This window comes from Pedobacter rhizosphaerae (genome assembly GCF_900111155.1).
GTDB lineage: Bacteria > Bacteroidota > Bacteroidia > Sphingobacteriales > Sphingobacteriaceae > Pedobacter > Pedobacter rhizosphaerae.
In genome coordinates this window covers 40,085-55,522 of record NZ_FOGG01000033.1, presented here as the reverse complement: position 1 = coordinate 55,522, position 15,438 = coordinate 40,085, and the positions used below count along the sequence as shown (strand labels likewise).

The following is a 15,438-nucleotide window of genomic DNA, read 5'->3' as shown; positions in this document are numbered from 1 at the left end:
TAAATACAAAGGGACTCATACAAGCAAATAAATGTATGATAATGGCAGCAGTCGCTTACAATCTTAAAAAACTATTAAGGTTTACAGTACGTAAAAACCAGCTTAAGTATGTGGCTAAAGCCGTTTTGGCAAAAAACATAAGCAATAGTGTAGAGAAAATTTATTTACGCGTATTAAATACTTTGGATGTATGTAAATACCAATTTATTTCCATAGTACACCTTTAATAAATAATCAAACTGAAAACAAATGAACCAGAGACATAAAAGGCTGGGAGGATTAGTTAATGTTGTGCAACGGCCACTTGATAAAAAGATAACCAAAAATCAAGGCTTGCATCCTTTCTTGGCTAGGAGCATCCGAATGCGATTAGCGGTAATAAGAGGCTTGGCCATTACACGCTCAGCCCTCCCTAGCTGCTTATTCCCTTGGGCAGTAGGTACCCGTTTGAAACTGCAAACATTCAAATACTCCTTTCCGGCGAAATGCTGCTAGGCCAGAGGGCATACTTAGCATTGGTAGGTACTTTATTAACTGCAGTTAGCATGATGCCTTATCCCAGGGCTTTCGTCCTTTCCCTACACGACGTATTCTTTTGAAAATTGTTATTCTTCTGAATACCCTTCTACCTATCGTCATTCCCTCGCAGGAGGGAATCTTTACTATATGCGCTCTGCTTATAACTCAACACTACAAACTCCCAACTCCAGCCTAAAACCTACCATCCTATCCCATAATCTTCTCCATGATTGCTAGAACCTCCCCAAAAGCTACCATGTTTCCAATCGAAATAAATGGCATTGATCGGTCCGCTTGTACGTTCAGAGAAGCTCAGTATATAGCCCATCTTTTTCAGCTCATTACGGGTTTGTTCTGGAGTATTGTTATTCAATAGTATTTGGCCAGGTTTAGGCTCCCGATCGCTGATTTTCGTTCCACCTAACGATAGCCAAAGCTGGTTAGTATTAAAGTTTGCGGCTTCAGTAGCCTTTTGTACCGGCATATCAAATTCAGCCATGTTCAGGAAAAATTGTAAAAGATTCTGATCCTGGGTATCGCCACCCTGTACCGCAGCAGATACATAAGGCTTGCCATCTTTCAAAAATAATGATGGCGACAAAGTAACCCGTGGCCGTTTACCTGGCGCTACCACATTAAAAGGATTCAAACTAGCGTCAAGCACAAAACTCTGCATCCGCTGACTCATGCCAACTCCGGTATTACCCGCAATACAAGCAGGCAACCAACCACCACTTGGCGTAACCGAAACAATCCAGCCTTCCTTATCAGCTGCTTCGATAGAGGTTGTTCCTCTCCACAAGCGGTCTTGATAATCTTCCTTCAAACTGTTGTTCCCTAAATCGTGTTTAGGTGCAAAATTCCGTTTGCTGGTGTCCATCTCAAAACCTCTGCTTTTTAAAAGCTTCAAATAAGGATTTTTCTTCCCCTCAAAAGGATATGGATCTCCAGGACCTATTTTACTATCATTTTGATTAAACTGAATAAGGGAGGCCCGCTGTTTCGCATAGGCTTTACTCAGCAAACCTTTCATCGGCTCTTGGGGTGTCATAGCCGGATCGCCATAATAAAAATCACGATCTGCAAAAGCCAGATTCATTGCCTGGTACACCGTGTGAATATATTTCGGACTATTATAGCCCATGCCTTTTAGATCAAAGTTTTCTAAAATATTCAATGCCTGCAACAACATTGGCCCCTGTGTCCACTGTTGCAATTTGTACACTTCAATCCCTTTATAATTAGTGCTTAAAGCAGCCTCTTCTACAGGTTTCCATTTCGCCAAATCATCCATGGTAATTAAACCACCCTGCTCCTTACTTCCACGAACAAACTCCCGGGCAATATCACCTTTATAAAATCGATCATAAGCAGCCATGAGTGCATCCTCACGACTCTTACCTTGCTTTAGCGCTTCTTTTTCTGCCTCTACCATTTTGGTTAAGGTATTGAAAAGGTCCTGCTGCCTAAATATTTCTCCTCCTTCCGGAGCTTCCCGTTTCTCTCCCAAGTGAGGCAGAAATACTTTTTTACTATATGGCCAGGTTTTAATCAATTCTTTACCACGTTCCATCGCATTGACTGCCTGTGCTTCAATGGCATAGCCCTCGGCCATGTGAATGGAGGGGGCCAGTACCTGCGCTAAACTCATGGTACCATATTTACTCAACATATAAATTAAGCCTCCCGGCGTACCGGGCGTAGTAGCAGCCAAGGGGCCGTACTCTGGTGGAAAATTATACCCTTTACTTTTAAAGAATTCTACTGTGGCACCAGTTGGTGCAACGCCCATGGCATTAATGGCAATTACCTGTTTGGTTTTCGGGTTGTAAATGAGGGCCTGTGTTTCACCACCCCAACTTAACGTATCCCACATGGTACAGGTTGCAGCAAGCATGGCGCATACAGCATCTACTGCATTACCGCCCTGCTGAAAAATCATCGACCCTGCAGTTGCTGCCATAGGCTTTCCGGTAATGGCCATCCAGCTGTTACCATAAAGCATCGGTTTTTGCGTTTGCTGTGCCATTAAGCTGCCTGCAATACCAAGCGAGGCTAAAAGTAAACTCAACTTCTTCATACGCTAAAGATAAAGAAAATTAAAGCCAGCAATTGTAACCATATCTTTTTTTTACCATTTAAGACATATAAGTTCAACAAAGAATTACATACCATAGAGACTGCTGGCTACTCCTATATTTCCTTATATGGCTTATATGGTTCAAATTGTAATCATATCTTTTTTTTTACCATTTAAGACATATAAGTTCAACAAAGAATTACATACCATAGAGACTGCAGGCTCCTCCTATATTTCCTTATATGGCTTATATGGTTAAAATTATAATCATATCTTTTTTCACCATTTAAGATATATAGCTTCAATAAAGAAATAGAGCATGTTTGAAGGTTTGAAGAATAGAAGGATGACTTAACCGCTTGGCTAATTTGTAAGCTCCTCCTATATTTCCTTATATGGCTTATATGGTTCAAATTGTAATCATATCTTTTTTTTACCATTTAAGACATATAAGTTCAACAAAGAATTACATACCATAGAGACTGCAGGCTCCTCCTATATTTCCTTATATGGCTTATATGGTTAAAATTATAATCATATCTTTTTTCACCATTTAAGATATATAGCTTCAATAAAGAATTAGAGCATGTTTGAAGGTTTAAATAATAGAAGGATGACTTAACCGCTTGGCTAATTTGTAAGCTCCTCCTATATTTCCTTATATGGCTTATATGGTTCAAATTGTAACCATATCTTTTTTTTACCATTTAAGACATATAAGTTCAATAAAGAATTACTTACCATAGAGGCTGCAGGCTACTCCTATATTTCCTTATATGGCTTATATGGTTAAAATTGTAATCATATCTTTTTTTACCATTTAAGATATATAGCTTCAATAAAGAATTAGAGCATGTTTGAATAATACAGGATGGCTTAACCAATTACCTCATGGTTAGGATAATGCATATCCCAAAGCAACCACCTCCATCCTTAATCACTACATAAACTGAAGCTTCTCCTCCTCCAAATCCAGATATAATAAATATTTGCGAACCAATTCTTCATTTAAGGTTATTTCTGCAGAGTTCTTAGCCAGCAACCATTTTCTTTGTCGGTTTAAAATATCGAGATATACATCTTTACATACATTTTGCTGATCCGGATCCACCATCATTTGCTCCTTTCCTTCCCATTTCGCTACCAATTGCTGCAAGAAAATCTGTTCCTTTAACTGTTCACTGTAATTGGCACGGAGATGCGTAACTGCTTCATGTGTCATATCACGCTTCAATTGTTCTTCCTCCTCTTCCTCAGAAAGACTATGGTCAACATCTGGTATTCCGATTTTCTTAATCAAATAAGGTAAGCTCAATCCCTGCAAAAGCAAGGTTAATAAAATAACGATACAGGTGATAAATAAAATCAAATTACGCTGGGGAAAAGGCGCACCATTTAGGGTTAAGGGAATAGACAATGCGGCAGCTAAAGATACCACACCCCGCATACCTGTCCAGCCCAATACTAATGGAACCTTAAACCCCGGACTTCTTGAATCGGCCACTGTAATAAAATTTCGGGCAATTAAAGTCACTACTACTGCGCCATAAGCCGAAAGAATCCGCCCTACAATTAGCACACCCGTAACCAACACACCATAACCTATAGCTGTACCCAGGCTTACACCGTCCAATCCACTCACTATTTCGGGTAAATCTAAGCCTATCAGCATAAATACCAATCCGTTGAGCACAAAACACAAGCTTTCCCAGAAATTAATTCCTCTGAACCGGGAGGTACTGCTTAAAAACACATGCCTTTTATTAGACAGAAAAAGCCCTCCACTTACCACCGCCAAAACACCCGAGCTATGCAGCTCCTCTGCTGCAATGTACATCATATAAGGCGTTAAAATGGTTAAAACAATGTCTGTATTAACATCTGTAGGCAACAGGCGATGCCCCTTCATAAAAAGCCAGCCCACCAGTAAGCCTATGCCAACACCACCAACAACCATCCATATAAATGTACCAGCAGCTTCATACCACACAAATTGTCCGGTGCCTACAGCAATTAATGCAAAGCGAAAAATAATCAGCGAAGAAGCATCATTTAGTAAACTTTCGCCTTCTAAAATAGACGACATCCGCTTTGGCACCTTAACAAATTTTAATATAGCCCCTGCACTTACCGCATCTGGCGGAGAAACTATCCCTCCCAACAGAAAGCCCAAGGCAATAGAAAAACCTGGAATAAAATGATTGGCTACAAAGGCTACAGACATGGCTGTTAAAAACACCACAATAAATGCAAAACTGCAAATGATTCTGCGCCATCGCCAAAGCTCCTTCCAGGAAATGGCCCAGGATGCATCATAAAGTAAGGGAGGCAGAAATATGATAAAAATAAGCTCAGGATCAATATGAATAACAGGAATCCCTGGAATGAAGCTGATTAAAAGCCCAGCCACCACCAACAATACCGGATATGCGACCTTAATTTTCCCTGCCAACATAATCAACAATACAATGGCCAAAATAAGACCTAAATAGAATGGAAATTGATCGAGCATAGTGGTATGAATGGATTATGAAGGGAAAATACGATTTTTTTTGTATTAAAACCGGAATAGTCCGAAGTCTGTAGTCCTCAGCCTAATTGAAGAACCAGCTCAAATCCAATGATTAGTGAGATTGATTTTTACGATCAGAAGTACTCATTTCCACAAAGGTAAACATCCATTTCTGCGGATTATTCCAGTCCTTCCCCTTGAAACTTGCTATTGGCACCTTGATTCTGATGGTGTTCCAGCCCTTTTTTAGTTTAATCAAAGTCGGCTCCCGATATTCATAGCCCTCATCAACCAAAGGAATTTCCAGATTCCCTCGCTGTCCGGCATTTTTCCAAGCTGGAGGAGGAACAATTTTATCGTTTACCCATATTTGCGAGCCATGGTTATCCCAGGTCCCTTTTTGTGGGGTATCTGTTGCTTGCGAACGAGACAAATTATTAAATCCGACCCAAAAAGGTTTAACGACATCCTGATCTGACCAGATTTTGCGGAAAGCATACCAGGTTGTATTTTCGGCAGGTCTTTCTAGTGCCGCAATGATTTTTGGTGCCCACCAGTGTCGTAAAATAACCGTTCCACCAAGGGCTTTTTGAGTCGCATCTTGTTTATCCAGATCAAAAGTTTCCTGCTCGGGTTCAAATGGTTTAGCCACATTCCCTCCATTTGAAAACGGCCCAAAGAGTTTCCAAACAATATCGGATTGTTTCTGATAGGGAAATGATAAACCTGAAAAATGACGTTTTTTATGTTCCATTAAACGCTTTTCAAAATCTTGAAAGACTGATAAAGCTTCAGCACCGTTTCCATCCATATTGGTAACCCATCCCTTGTAACCTTTACCTAACCAACTCCGCTCAGCAAAGGCCAGCATGGCTGGATATACCGCATTCATCTCAATGGCATCATTTTCTTTGGCGATGGCACGATCTGGCCATAAACAAAGCGTTGCACCGAGCGCCTCGGCATTTCCTTCATCCACATCAGCCAATTGGCGAAAAAAAATGGTTACCACACTTTCTAAGGGATCAATGTGGTTTAAATAGAGGTGTCTTGAATCAATGTATTGGATTTTGTTTTTACCACTTGTTAAACCTGCATCATCCATCCAAAGCTGACGGATAGTTGAAGCATTAAAGTTACCCCCCGGTTCCCAACCAATCACTTTTATACCAAAAGATTCGATGTAGCTACTGATCTCGGGAACAAAATTCTTATTGGTAATTTTCACTTCATCAGCACCAATATGCAGATAAGGAAGCTGATAAGTGGTGATAAATTCCCTTAAAATATTTTTAAGGATCACGATGCCCGAATCGCTTTGCATATCTACGCCCATTGCCCTTTTAAATGCAGCCGAATGCCCGGGCATATCAATTTCTGGCACCAGTGTAATGTATCGTTCCTTGCAATATTGAATCAGCTCTTTAAGCTCGGCTTCCGAATAAAACATACCCTTATTTCGTTGCATAGATGCGGCAGAAGTAAGCTGAGGATACTTTTTTATAGCTAAGCGCCAAGCTATATCTTCTGTTAAATGAAGGTGAAAGACATTGAGCTTGTGCGCTGCCATGACATCTATTTGTTGCTTTAAAAGGGCTATCGATTGATAATTCCTGCCCACATCTACCATATAGCCCCGCCAGCTAAAGGCCGGATAATCTTGAATTACCCCAACACGAATCTTTCCCGAATCAAACAGTTGCGATAAGGTTAAAGCCCCATAGTGTATACCCGCTGCCGTGCCTGCTGTTATTTGTATACTATTTTGATCAATATTGATTCGGTAACCATCGGGATGCTCCTTAAAAAAAGGCTCCGAACTAGTCGATAATTGTATTTTTTGGATGCTTCCGTTACCTTCTTTTTGTTGGACGACATCAACTCCTCCTTGAATAGGATTATTGCCTAACCAATTTACTTCGGCTTTAAAACTATCTACAGTTGAAAGTACTTCAAGATTTTTTCCTGGTTTAAAGGTTCTACTTCCCATTTTATAGGCCTGCACATCAGGCAACAGAACTCTATCAGTCTCTACCTGTGATTGAACTGCCAATGCAATGAATAACAATACTATAATACAACCTATATATTTCATTACTTTAGATAATTTTTAAGGATTTGCATGCAATACCATTCCTGTCTGGGTAAGTGAAAGGGACCTTTAAACAAATTTCCTTTAGCGGTTTGAGCTACCCTACCATCACGGTGGAGATAACCGAACCACTCGCCATTTACTTTGTCGTTAAACTTATCGTAAGCATAATCGTGAATCATTTTATGCCATTGCGCATATTTTTCCTTACCGGTTAAAGTGTAAGCCAAAAGTGTAGCAATGATGGTTTCGTTTTGTGGCCACCAGAATTTCATATCCTGCCAATATTCTTGCACAGGCTTTCCATAAACATCCCTGAAATAAAGGATTCCACCATATTCTTTATCCCAGCCCCGTTGCCACATGTAATCGAGCATTTTACAGCCCAAAGCGATTAATTCAGGGTCGTTATTCCGGTATTGGGCTTCGTGTAGAATGAACCAGGCTCCTTCTATCGCATGGCCTGGGTTTAAGGTACGGCCATCAATGTGATCGATAATGGAACCATCTGGTGCCACCTGCTCCATTACACATTGGATATCGTCTTTCACAAAATCGCGTTTAATATCCTCAATCCATCTCATGATCCATTCGTCACAGCGCGGATCGCCAATGGTATCCCGTAATTGCTGCGCTGTATTGATCATAATCATGGGCACGCCAATCCCTTTAGAAGGGCGGGTATCGGCAAATTTTGCAGGCAAAAGTCCGGGTGTAGTTGCGTATTCAATGCATTTTCCGAAAAGATACCGGGCTTTTTCTGCTGCCGATTCATCTCCGCTAGCTTTAGCGTAAGCCGCATGGGCAATTACTGCAAAGGTTTCAGAAAAGTAATATCTGCGTTTACGAATAGGCTTCCCCTCCCGGGTAACGTGGAAAAACATTTGTCCATCAGTATCAAAACAATGGTTATTGAGAAAATCAATGCCCGATTTTGCGCCCGCTAACCATTCTGGTTTTTGCTCAACGGTATTGTAGAGTGTAGAGAGCAACCAGGCTGCTCTTCCCTGTATCCACACCGCCTTATCATCATCTATCAGGGTGCCGTCCTGATCTCTCATAAACAGGTAGCCTCCATAAGTTTCATCAATTGATCTGGGAAACCAAAAAGGCACAGTATCTTTTAAAAGCTGATGCTCATAAAATTCTTTTAATCGTTGTAAATCAGCAATATTATAACTCATACTAAACTATTACTTTAATATTAATGAAAATGTGGAGGCAGGAAGATTTGCCTCATTTAATAGATTGGCATCAGAAAAAGCTTGCCAGGCATAAAGTATTTTTTTGAAGTGCTGCTTGGCTGGAATAGCGAGTTCAACATGAGTTCTTGACACCCTGCCTTTGGCATCAAAACGCATTCCTTTTTGATTGATTAACTCAAACCCTTTAACCACTTCACCATTGCGGGTATGCAAGTTTCTGGCATTCTTAAACCTTACAACGAAGCGTCCTTTTTCTTTCCGCACCGAAATAGGAATGGGACCAGAAGAAATGATTTCCGGATTCCCATATGTTTTATTCAACGCCAATAATGCCAGGCGCTTTCCAATCTGTTTTTTCCTAACCGGATGTACATTGGTTGAATCGCCTAAATCATAGCTCACCGCCATTCCACTATGAGGGATTTGCGTTTGAATACGGAATTGCATCTCCCTAAAAGCAGGCCAGTCTGGTCGGTTGATGCCCGAAAGCTGAACATAGTAAAAAGGGAAATCATAGCCCCATTTTGATCTCCAGGACTTAACCAATGTAGGAAAGGCATGTGCATATTGCTCAGGATTCTGCGCATTACTTTCTCCCTGATACCAGATTACTCCTTTAATGGGGAAATCAGTTAGTTTAGCTATTCCTGCTTCATAATTATATGTAGGCTCATAAGGATGCCGTTGTTTGGGGTTCTCAGCATTTTTAAGGTTTACATCTGCTCTTCCCCTCACCCATTCCTGTACAAAATCAGATTTACGCCAGTTACTGAGCACATCTACCAACTGCTCATCATGTTCCATAGTCGAACGGTTTATCCAGGATTCAACTGTACTTCCACCTACGGCCAACTGAATCAATCCGATTGGAACGCCTGTCTTTTGCTGAACTTCTTGACCAAAATAATAGGCCACCGCAGAGAAATCTGCTAAATTTTGTTTGCCAGCCCGCTCCCATTGTCCATTAAAATAGGCCAGTTGATTTACCTTTCGAAGCGTAGCTTCATTCCAGGATTGCCCGTTGGTATCGGCTATTGGCTTAAAATTTAAAATTCTTAAAGGTGTATTAGCTTTTAAATCATTTAATGCTGAGGCAGCACCTGCTGAAGCATTTACCGGAAAAACCATATTCGATTGCCCTGAGCAGAGCCAAACATCTCCAATGAGTATATCTTGAATATTGATGGTTTGAGCAGTAGTGCTAATACGCAATGAATAAGGGCCACCAGCTGCCCGTGCTGCAAATACGACTTTCCAGTACCCCTGCTTAGCTTTAACCAGGCGTTTTTCCTGACCAAAGGAAACCGTTATCTGATCATCTCTATTGGCGGTACCATAAATAACAATGGGTTTATTCCGCTGAATAATCATGTGATCGCTAAAGATCGATGCCAGCTTCAGATTGCCATAATCGCCTGTAAGGGCACTGTAAATAGTTTTGGCTATGATTTCGGCTCCTTCCTCATTGGGGTGCAGATCGTCAGCAAATAAGTCAGGGCGCGACGATAATGGCGTATGCAAATCGATCAACCCGGTATTGTTGGCCAAGGCGATTCCGGGAATCAACTGCTGAATTTGAGTATACCAATCTCTGGTGCTTGATTTAAACCGGGGATGTCCGTCAAAAATGGGTGTTAGCCTACAGATATAAACCTTTACCTTTGGATTCTTCTCTCTAAATTGCGATATCAACCAGGAATATTCAGGCTCAAAATCAGTTTTGGAATTAGGCCAGTTTCGTGGATCGGTATCATTTAAGCCCAAATCAATAATCACGATATCAGGACTAAATGCAATTGCTTGAGTAAATTCTTTTGATCTGAAGTAAGGTCTATGTCCCTTTTTGAGCAACGTTGCCCCGCTTAAGCCTAAATTCTGAACCTGATATTTTTGGGTTAAAAGACTTTGCAATATGACCGGATAAGCGGCTATTGAAGGATTTTTCAGGCCATAGCCAAAAGTGACCGAATTACCTACACAAGCCACTTTGATAGGCTGTGCTGCTGCAACAAAAGTAAATAGCAAGCATCCCCATAAAAGCAGGCCCCTGCTTCTAAGCCTGTTTTTATCGAATAACATCGCTAACCGGAATGCGAACAAAAAACAAATCTCTTACCCCCTCATAAATTAGCCCCAATGTATTTTCATCAATCAGGGTCAATGCAGAATATCCGAAGGAAGGTCGTTCGTCAATTAACAATTGGTTGGATGCTAACCAGGTTTCGCCTAAATCCAGGCTCGCTTTTACAGTGAGGTCCTTTCTATCTTTAGAAGAATTTACATTGCTAAAGAACAGCACTTCTTTTAGTTGTCCCTTTACCCGAACCTTTGCTTTAATTAAACTGCCCATGCAAACCGGATCGGCCAGTGTATTTCCCGAAGTTTGGTGGGTAGTCCAGCTTTGTCCGAAATCAGTTGTGGTAGAAATACTGCGGTATCGACCTGCATTATCTCTCATATTTAACATCAGCTTTCCGGGTTCCGTTTCTACAACAGCACTTTCAGTCGTGTTATCCTTAGCGCCAATACCTGCCTTCCAGGTTTGTCCATGGTCTTTACTGTAAATAATGGTACCATGGGGAAGTTTGTTTTCATCCCAGTACTGTGCAGCAAATACTAAAGTACCATCTACCATTACCGAGCCGGTTCCCGGGCCATTAAAGAAAAGATTCCATTTCGGATTTTTGACTTGTTCAGTAATGCTTACTGGTTTAGACCAGGTTAATCCATCGTCAGTACTTTTAACCAAAACCAATTGTCCGGTTTCGTCAGGCGAAAGTCCTGGTTTAGAGCCTGCAATAGATCGGTTTCCTTTGCTCCAGAGTGCGACCACGTAAATGGTTTTCGTAGCAGGATCAAAAAGTACTGCGGGGTCTCCAACACCATTATTTTCATGGGGTTCTCCCATATCCATGATGATCTTCATGGCTTGCCAGGTTTTCCCTCCATCTGCACTTTTGCTCATCCCAACATCTACATGGCCTGGTAAATCTCTCGAATTGAGGTACCTGACATCGTAAACTGAAATCAAAGCTCCGGTATTTGTGGTTGCTATTCCAGGAATCCGATAGGTATTCACCTGATCATCGCCATGTTTCCTTACCGTACTTCCGAGATAAAATGTATTTTTATTTTGCTCAAACTTATATTTCTCACCGTCTTTAGCAGCCAGGTATTGAAGTTCAAGCTGAAGTTTCTCTTTTATATTGGCAGTTTCCTTCAGCTCAATACTGAGCCACAAATAGTGTTTTCCAGGAGCTATTGCTGCGTTGAAAGGAATGGTAAATTGCCGTTGTTTCGGTACTACCGAACCGATCATTTTTTGATCGGTAAACTTCCCAACCGAATCGGTATCGTAAAGGGCAATTCTTTTAATGTTGTTGATGGAAACCGTCCCGAGTGTTCCTGTTATCGCCTTTAAATCCAGCTTTTCCGCATTTATATTGAAGTGAATAATGGGGTTACTACTTTCTCTTGTTAAAACAGGTTGTTTAAGGGCCGTAACGGCTAAGGTTTTGGAAGAACCTGCTGATTGGGCAAAACATGGCTGTATGCCCAGTATGAATAATATTAAATAAGGAATGTTTTTCATTTTTAAATCAATTAAGCATCTACAAAATTGTTCTGTTTGGGTTTTAGAAAATAGAGCTGAACAAAAAGTGCAATCACAACTATTCCGGCTAACATGGCGAAGTGTTGGCCCAAATGCCCGGCATCTGATGATTTACCCAAAAAATCTGTAATTAAGGCCCCAAAGAATACGCCAACCATATTCATTACACCATAAGCAGTGGCACGATATTTTGCCGGAACAAACTGACATAGAATAGGCATATTATTGGCATCGAACATACCGAAACCTATACCGAAACAAATTGCAGCACCCAGCACATGAAAAAGAGAGTGACCAAAACCTAATAAAAATAGTGATGGAATGGTTAGACCCAAGCCAATTGCACTGGTAAAAATTCGTCCGCGAATATTTTTTTGCACCCACTTATCGGATAAAATCCCGCCAACGATTACCCCCAGAAAGGATGATGCAGCAATGGTAATGGTAGATAATGGACCTGCACTGGACATAGGGATTTGGAGATTTTCCGCAAAAAGTGTGGGTAACCAGTTTTTAGCAGCCCATCCAGGCAGGCTGGGTACAGCAAAATACAATAAAATGATCCAGAAGCTGATATTGGTAAACAAAAATGCCAGCCCTTTAAAAACCGAATCTTTCTTAATAAAATCACTTTTCACCTGTTCTACCCCTTTAAAATCACGCAGAAAAACCACTAAAACAAAAGCATACACCACACCAATCAGTCCAAATGAATGGAAGGTTGCCTGCCAGGAAAAGCGTTCGGATATGGTTGCACCAAAGCCACCTAGTGCCTGTCCCATATAAAGACCCGTCATATGGATGCCAATAGCCAAGGAGCGGGTTTTAGAGCTGTGAAAATCGGCTATTAGTGATAATCCGGCAGGGATATACAGCGCTTCGCTTACCCCCATCAGTGCCCGTAACCAATAAATCTGATTAAAAGTTTGTGCATAGCCCATCAAAAAGGTAACTGCCGACCATACAAATAAACTGCCTACAATTAGCCATTTACGGTTGAACTTATCGGCAATGATTCCAGAAACCGGGCTCATCAAACCATAAATCCATAGAAAGATAGCCATCAGATAACCAAAATTGGTAGCTGATTTTAGTTCTGCAATATCCAACTGCATGGCAGGTTTCATGGTAGAAAGCATCTGCCGGTCCATGTAATTGAGGAGTGCAACTACCCACAGTAACCCTACTACTACCCAGGGGTATATTTTTTTCTCTGTCATGAATTATTTTTTAATTTTCCCGATTAGGATTTCATCCGTACGTACGCCCGCCTTTATCTCGCCACCAGCTAAAATCACCTCATCGCCCATACGCACCGCATTCATGGTTACGGGTCCGACAGGAAGTTTTGTTTTTAGCGATTTCCATTCATCCGATAAGATATCGTATACCAGAACTTGTTTAGAAAACCCGGGATGTGCGTTTTGCAGTCTGACTTTTTGCTGATTGAGTTTTTCCTTCTTCTCCGGATTGGCTTCTTGACTAATAGCCGCGATTAGGCCTTCTGTTTGATTAAAAGTTTTACCCTGATCTCCGCTAAACAATAAAATCTGGCCTTCATAAAAAATCCCAGATGCTGCTGAAAGTGCATCAGGTATGGGCCGCTTGCTTATCCAGGAATGACTTGGAATATGAAAAGCATCAACAGTTTGATATAATGTACTGGTACTTCCCTCGTTTCTTTTTCTCCCGCCAACAAGATAAAGCATATTGGTTCCATTACTTACTAAAACAGTATGAGAAACTGGCTGAGGAAGCTTTACTTGTACAGTCCAGCCATCATTAAGTCTATTCAGATTTAATGATAACAACTGATCTATTGCCCCATGCTCATCTTCTCCCCCTGCCAGGTAGATGATATTACCCACACTGGTAAGGGCGGCATTCGTTACCGCAAAAGGCAGTTCAGGAAGAAAAGTGGTTTTGAGAATACCTTCTTCTTTAAGCCATGTTAAAAGCAATACTCGTTTACTTAAACCTTGCTCATTTTCACCACCAACTGCTATTATCCCCTTTACGGTGCTACATACAGCGGCATAAGCTAAGTTATATGGCAATTTGAAGCGCTCTTTTAATAGCGTCAAAGACTTATCAGGATCATTTTTGTATATAAATATATCATTATAATACACTTTTTTTCCTCCTAACCAAGGCATCAGTTCTGGAAAGTTATTGCCACCGGCTACCACCAAAACACCATTACTGGTTCCGGAAATGGCCCCGGCTAGGCCCTTATATTTTGAGGTGGCAAGGTTACGGGGCAAGTGTGCTGCGCCTTCCCAGTTAATGGTTTGAATTGGCGCATTTTGTGCCATAATCTCATTTGATATCGTGAATGTAAGCAAGAGAATAAGGTATAAGGTTGATTTTTTCATTTGTTGGGATGGATCAATTTGAGGAATGAGCTACAATAAGTTAAATATACTCATTGTATACCTCAATTGCCTTCATTTACCTTCGAAGCAGCAACAGGAAGCGACCTAAACTCAGTAAATCCAAGGCTCATCACATCAGCTTCAAAGGAGTTAAATTGTTCGTTTGTCATGTTCTTTACCGGCAATCTAAACTCACCGCAAGTTAATCCGAGCAATTTCATATAAGCTTTTCCTGTGGCAATGCCACCATACTTACCTAAAAGGCGGATAAAATCGATAGCGCGTTGCTGATATTGGGCGGCAGAAACAAAATCCCTTTCTTCAAAAGCCGCAATTAGCTTATGATATAAAGGTGCCAGATAATTAAAAGTACTTCCTACGGCAGCTTTAGCACCTAAAACCAATGCCGAAAGCATGTTTTCATCCCTTCCCCAAAGCATATCATATCTCCCCTGTTCCAAATTCATACAAGAGAGAAAATCCATAAAATCTTCATGGGTATACTTAATCCCTGCAAAATTTGGTATTTGGCCATCTATCGCCATGAGCAAATCGTACATGGGAATATTGGCTCCTGTAAGTACCGGAATATGGTAATAATAAAAAGGCATATCAGGAACTTCGGCAGCTATTTCTGCACAGATTTCGGCTAATACAGTAGCATTTGCAGGCTTAAAATAAGAAGGTGCAGTAAATGACACCCCATAAAGCCCTATTTGTTCAGCATGCTTAGCCAAAAGCTTACATTCAGCAATACAAGTACCGCCAAGTAAAGTCATGACTTTAAAATTGGGATCAGCATTTGTAGCGTTTGCCCAGGCTTCAGCAACTTGCATTTTTTCTTTGCTGGTTAGCGAAACGCCTTCGCCTGTAGAGCCGCAAATAAATGCACCTGTAACCCCATTTTGCTTAAGCAGCTCATAATAAGACGGGATGAGTGCTAAATTTAATTCTCCAGACGGATGAAAAGGCGTAAAAGGTGCTGCAATTAGGCCTTGTAGATGTGTATAGCTCATTTTCTAATGAAATAAAATAATAATAA

The 15,438-nt window shown here is 41.0% G+C and carries 10 protein-coding genes; 1 reads left to right on the top strand and 9 read right to left on the bottom strand.

Annotated features, from left to right (window positions below; all coding sequences use genetic code 11):
- Positions 1 to 227, top strand: a 227-nt coding sequence (locus BMX11_RS19695) for a hypothetical protein (protein ID WP_217643883.1), incomplete at its 5' end; no start/stop codon positions are given.
- A 491-nt stretch (positions 228 to 718) separates the two neighbouring features.
- Here BMX11_RS19695 and BMX11_RS19685 read toward each other — a convergent pair.
- The 9 genes from BMX11_RS19685 to BMX11_RS19645 all read right to left on the bottom strand — a co-directional run bounded on the left by BMX11_RS19685 (position 719) and on the right by BMX11_RS19645 (position 15,412).
- On the bottom strand, positions 719 to 2,599 hold the full coding sequence (locus tag BMX11_RS19685; protein ID WP_090887727.1) for a gamma-glutamyltransferase family protein: 1,881 nt from the start codon (positions 2,597 to 2,599) through the stop codon (positions 719 to 721).
- Positions 2,600 to 3,539: 940 nt separating this feature from the next.
- The gene (locus BMX11_RS19680; RefSeq protein WP_090887724.1) at positions 3,540 to 5,111 is read right to left on the bottom strand and encodes a Na+/H+ antiporter; all 1,572 of its coding nucleotides are present in this window, start codon (positions 5,109 to 5,111) and stop codon (positions 3,540 to 3,542) included.
- A 112-nt stretch (positions 5,112 to 5,223) separates the two neighbouring features.
- Complete coding sequence (locus tag BMX11_RS19675) at positions 5,224 to 7,206, bottom strand: family 20 glycosylhydrolase (RefSeq protein ID WP_090887721.1); 1,983 nt, start codon at positions 7,204 to 7,206, stop codon at positions 5,224 to 5,226.
- Positions 7,206 to 8,387, bottom strand: a complete 1,182-nt coding sequence (locus tag BMX11_RS19670) for an AGE family epimerase/isomerase (RefSeq protein ID WP_090887718.1) — start codon at positions 8,385 to 8,387, stop codon at positions 7,206 to 7,208. The genes BMX11_RS19675 and BMX11_RS19670 overlap by 1 nt, the downstream gene beginning before the upstream one ends.
- 9 nt (positions 8,388 to 8,396) lie before the next feature.
- Complete coding sequence (locus tag BMX11_RS19665; RefSeq protein WP_090887715.1) at positions 8,397 to 10,487, bottom strand: GDSL-type esterase/lipase family protein; 2,091 nt, start codon at positions 10,485 to 10,487, stop codon at positions 8,397 to 8,399.
- On the bottom strand, positions 10,474 to 12,000 hold the full coding sequence (locus BMX11_RS19660) for a sialidase family protein (protein WP_090887713.1): 1,527 nt from the start codon (positions 11,998 to 12,000) through the stop codon (positions 10,474 to 10,476). Before BMX11_RS19660 ends, BMX11_RS19665 begins: the two co-directional genes overlap by 14 nt.
- Positions 12,001 to 12,011: 11 nt before the next feature.
- Positions 12,012 to 13,241 (bottom strand): MFS transporter, encoded by a 1,230-nt coding sequence (locus BMX11_RS19655; protein WP_090887711.1) that lies wholly within the window; start codon positions 13,239 to 13,241, stop codon positions 12,012 to 12,014.
- Positions 13,242 to 13,244: 3 nt separating this feature from the next.
- On the bottom strand, positions 13,245 to 14,396 hold the full coding sequence (locus BMX11_RS19650) for a hypothetical protein (protein WP_139180234.1): 1,152 nt from the start codon (positions 14,394 to 14,396) through the stop codon (positions 13,245 to 13,247).
- A gap of 62 nt (positions 14,397 to 14,458) precedes the next feature.
- Positions 14,459 to 15,412 carry a dihydrodipicolinate synthase family protein gene (locus BMX11_RS19645; RefSeq protein ID WP_090887705.1) on the bottom strand — a complete coding sequence of 318 codons (954 nt, stop codon included), beginning with the start codon at positions 15,410 to 15,412 and terminating at the stop codon, positions 14,459 to 14,461.
- Positions 15,413 to 15,438: the final 26 nt, after the last annotated feature.

Bases quoted from the DNA above. Each gene is read 5' to 3' on its own strand.
- BMX11_RS19655 (WP_090887711.1), bottom strand. From the start codon at position 13,241: ATGACAGAGAAAAAAATATACCCCTGGGTAGTAGTAGGGTTACTGTGG.
- BMX11_RS19685 (WP_090887727.1), bottom strand. From the start codon at position 2,599: ATGAAGAAGTTGAGTTTACTTTTAGCCTCGCTTGGTATTGCAGGCAGC.
- BMX11_RS19665 (WP_090887715.1), bottom strand. From the start codon at position 10,487: ATGTTATTCGATAAAAACAGGCTTAGAAGCAGGGGCCTGCTTTTATGG.
- BMX11_RS19660 (WP_090887713.1), bottom strand. From the start codon at position 12,000: ATGAAAAACATTCCTTATTTAATATTATTCATACTGGGCATACAGCCA.
- BMX11_RS19650 (WP_139180234.1), bottom strand. From the start codon at position 14,396: ATGAAAAAATCAACCTTATACCTTATTCTCTTGCTTACATTCACGATA.
- BMX11_RS19675 (WP_090887721.1), bottom strand. From the start codon at position 7,206: ATGAAATATATAGGTTGTATTATAGTATTGTTATTCATTGCATTGGCA.
- BMX11_RS19680 (WP_090887724.1), bottom strand. From the start codon at position 5,111: ATGCTCGATCAATTTCCATTCTATTTAGGTCTTATTTTGGCCATTGTA.
- BMX11_RS19645 (WP_090887705.1), bottom strand. From the start codon at position 15,412: ATGAGCTATACACATCTACAAGGCCTAATTGCAGCACCTTTTACGCCT.
- BMX11_RS19670 (WP_090887718.1), bottom strand. From the start codon at position 8,387: ATGAGTTATAATATTGCTGATTTACAACGATTAAAAGAATTTTATGAG.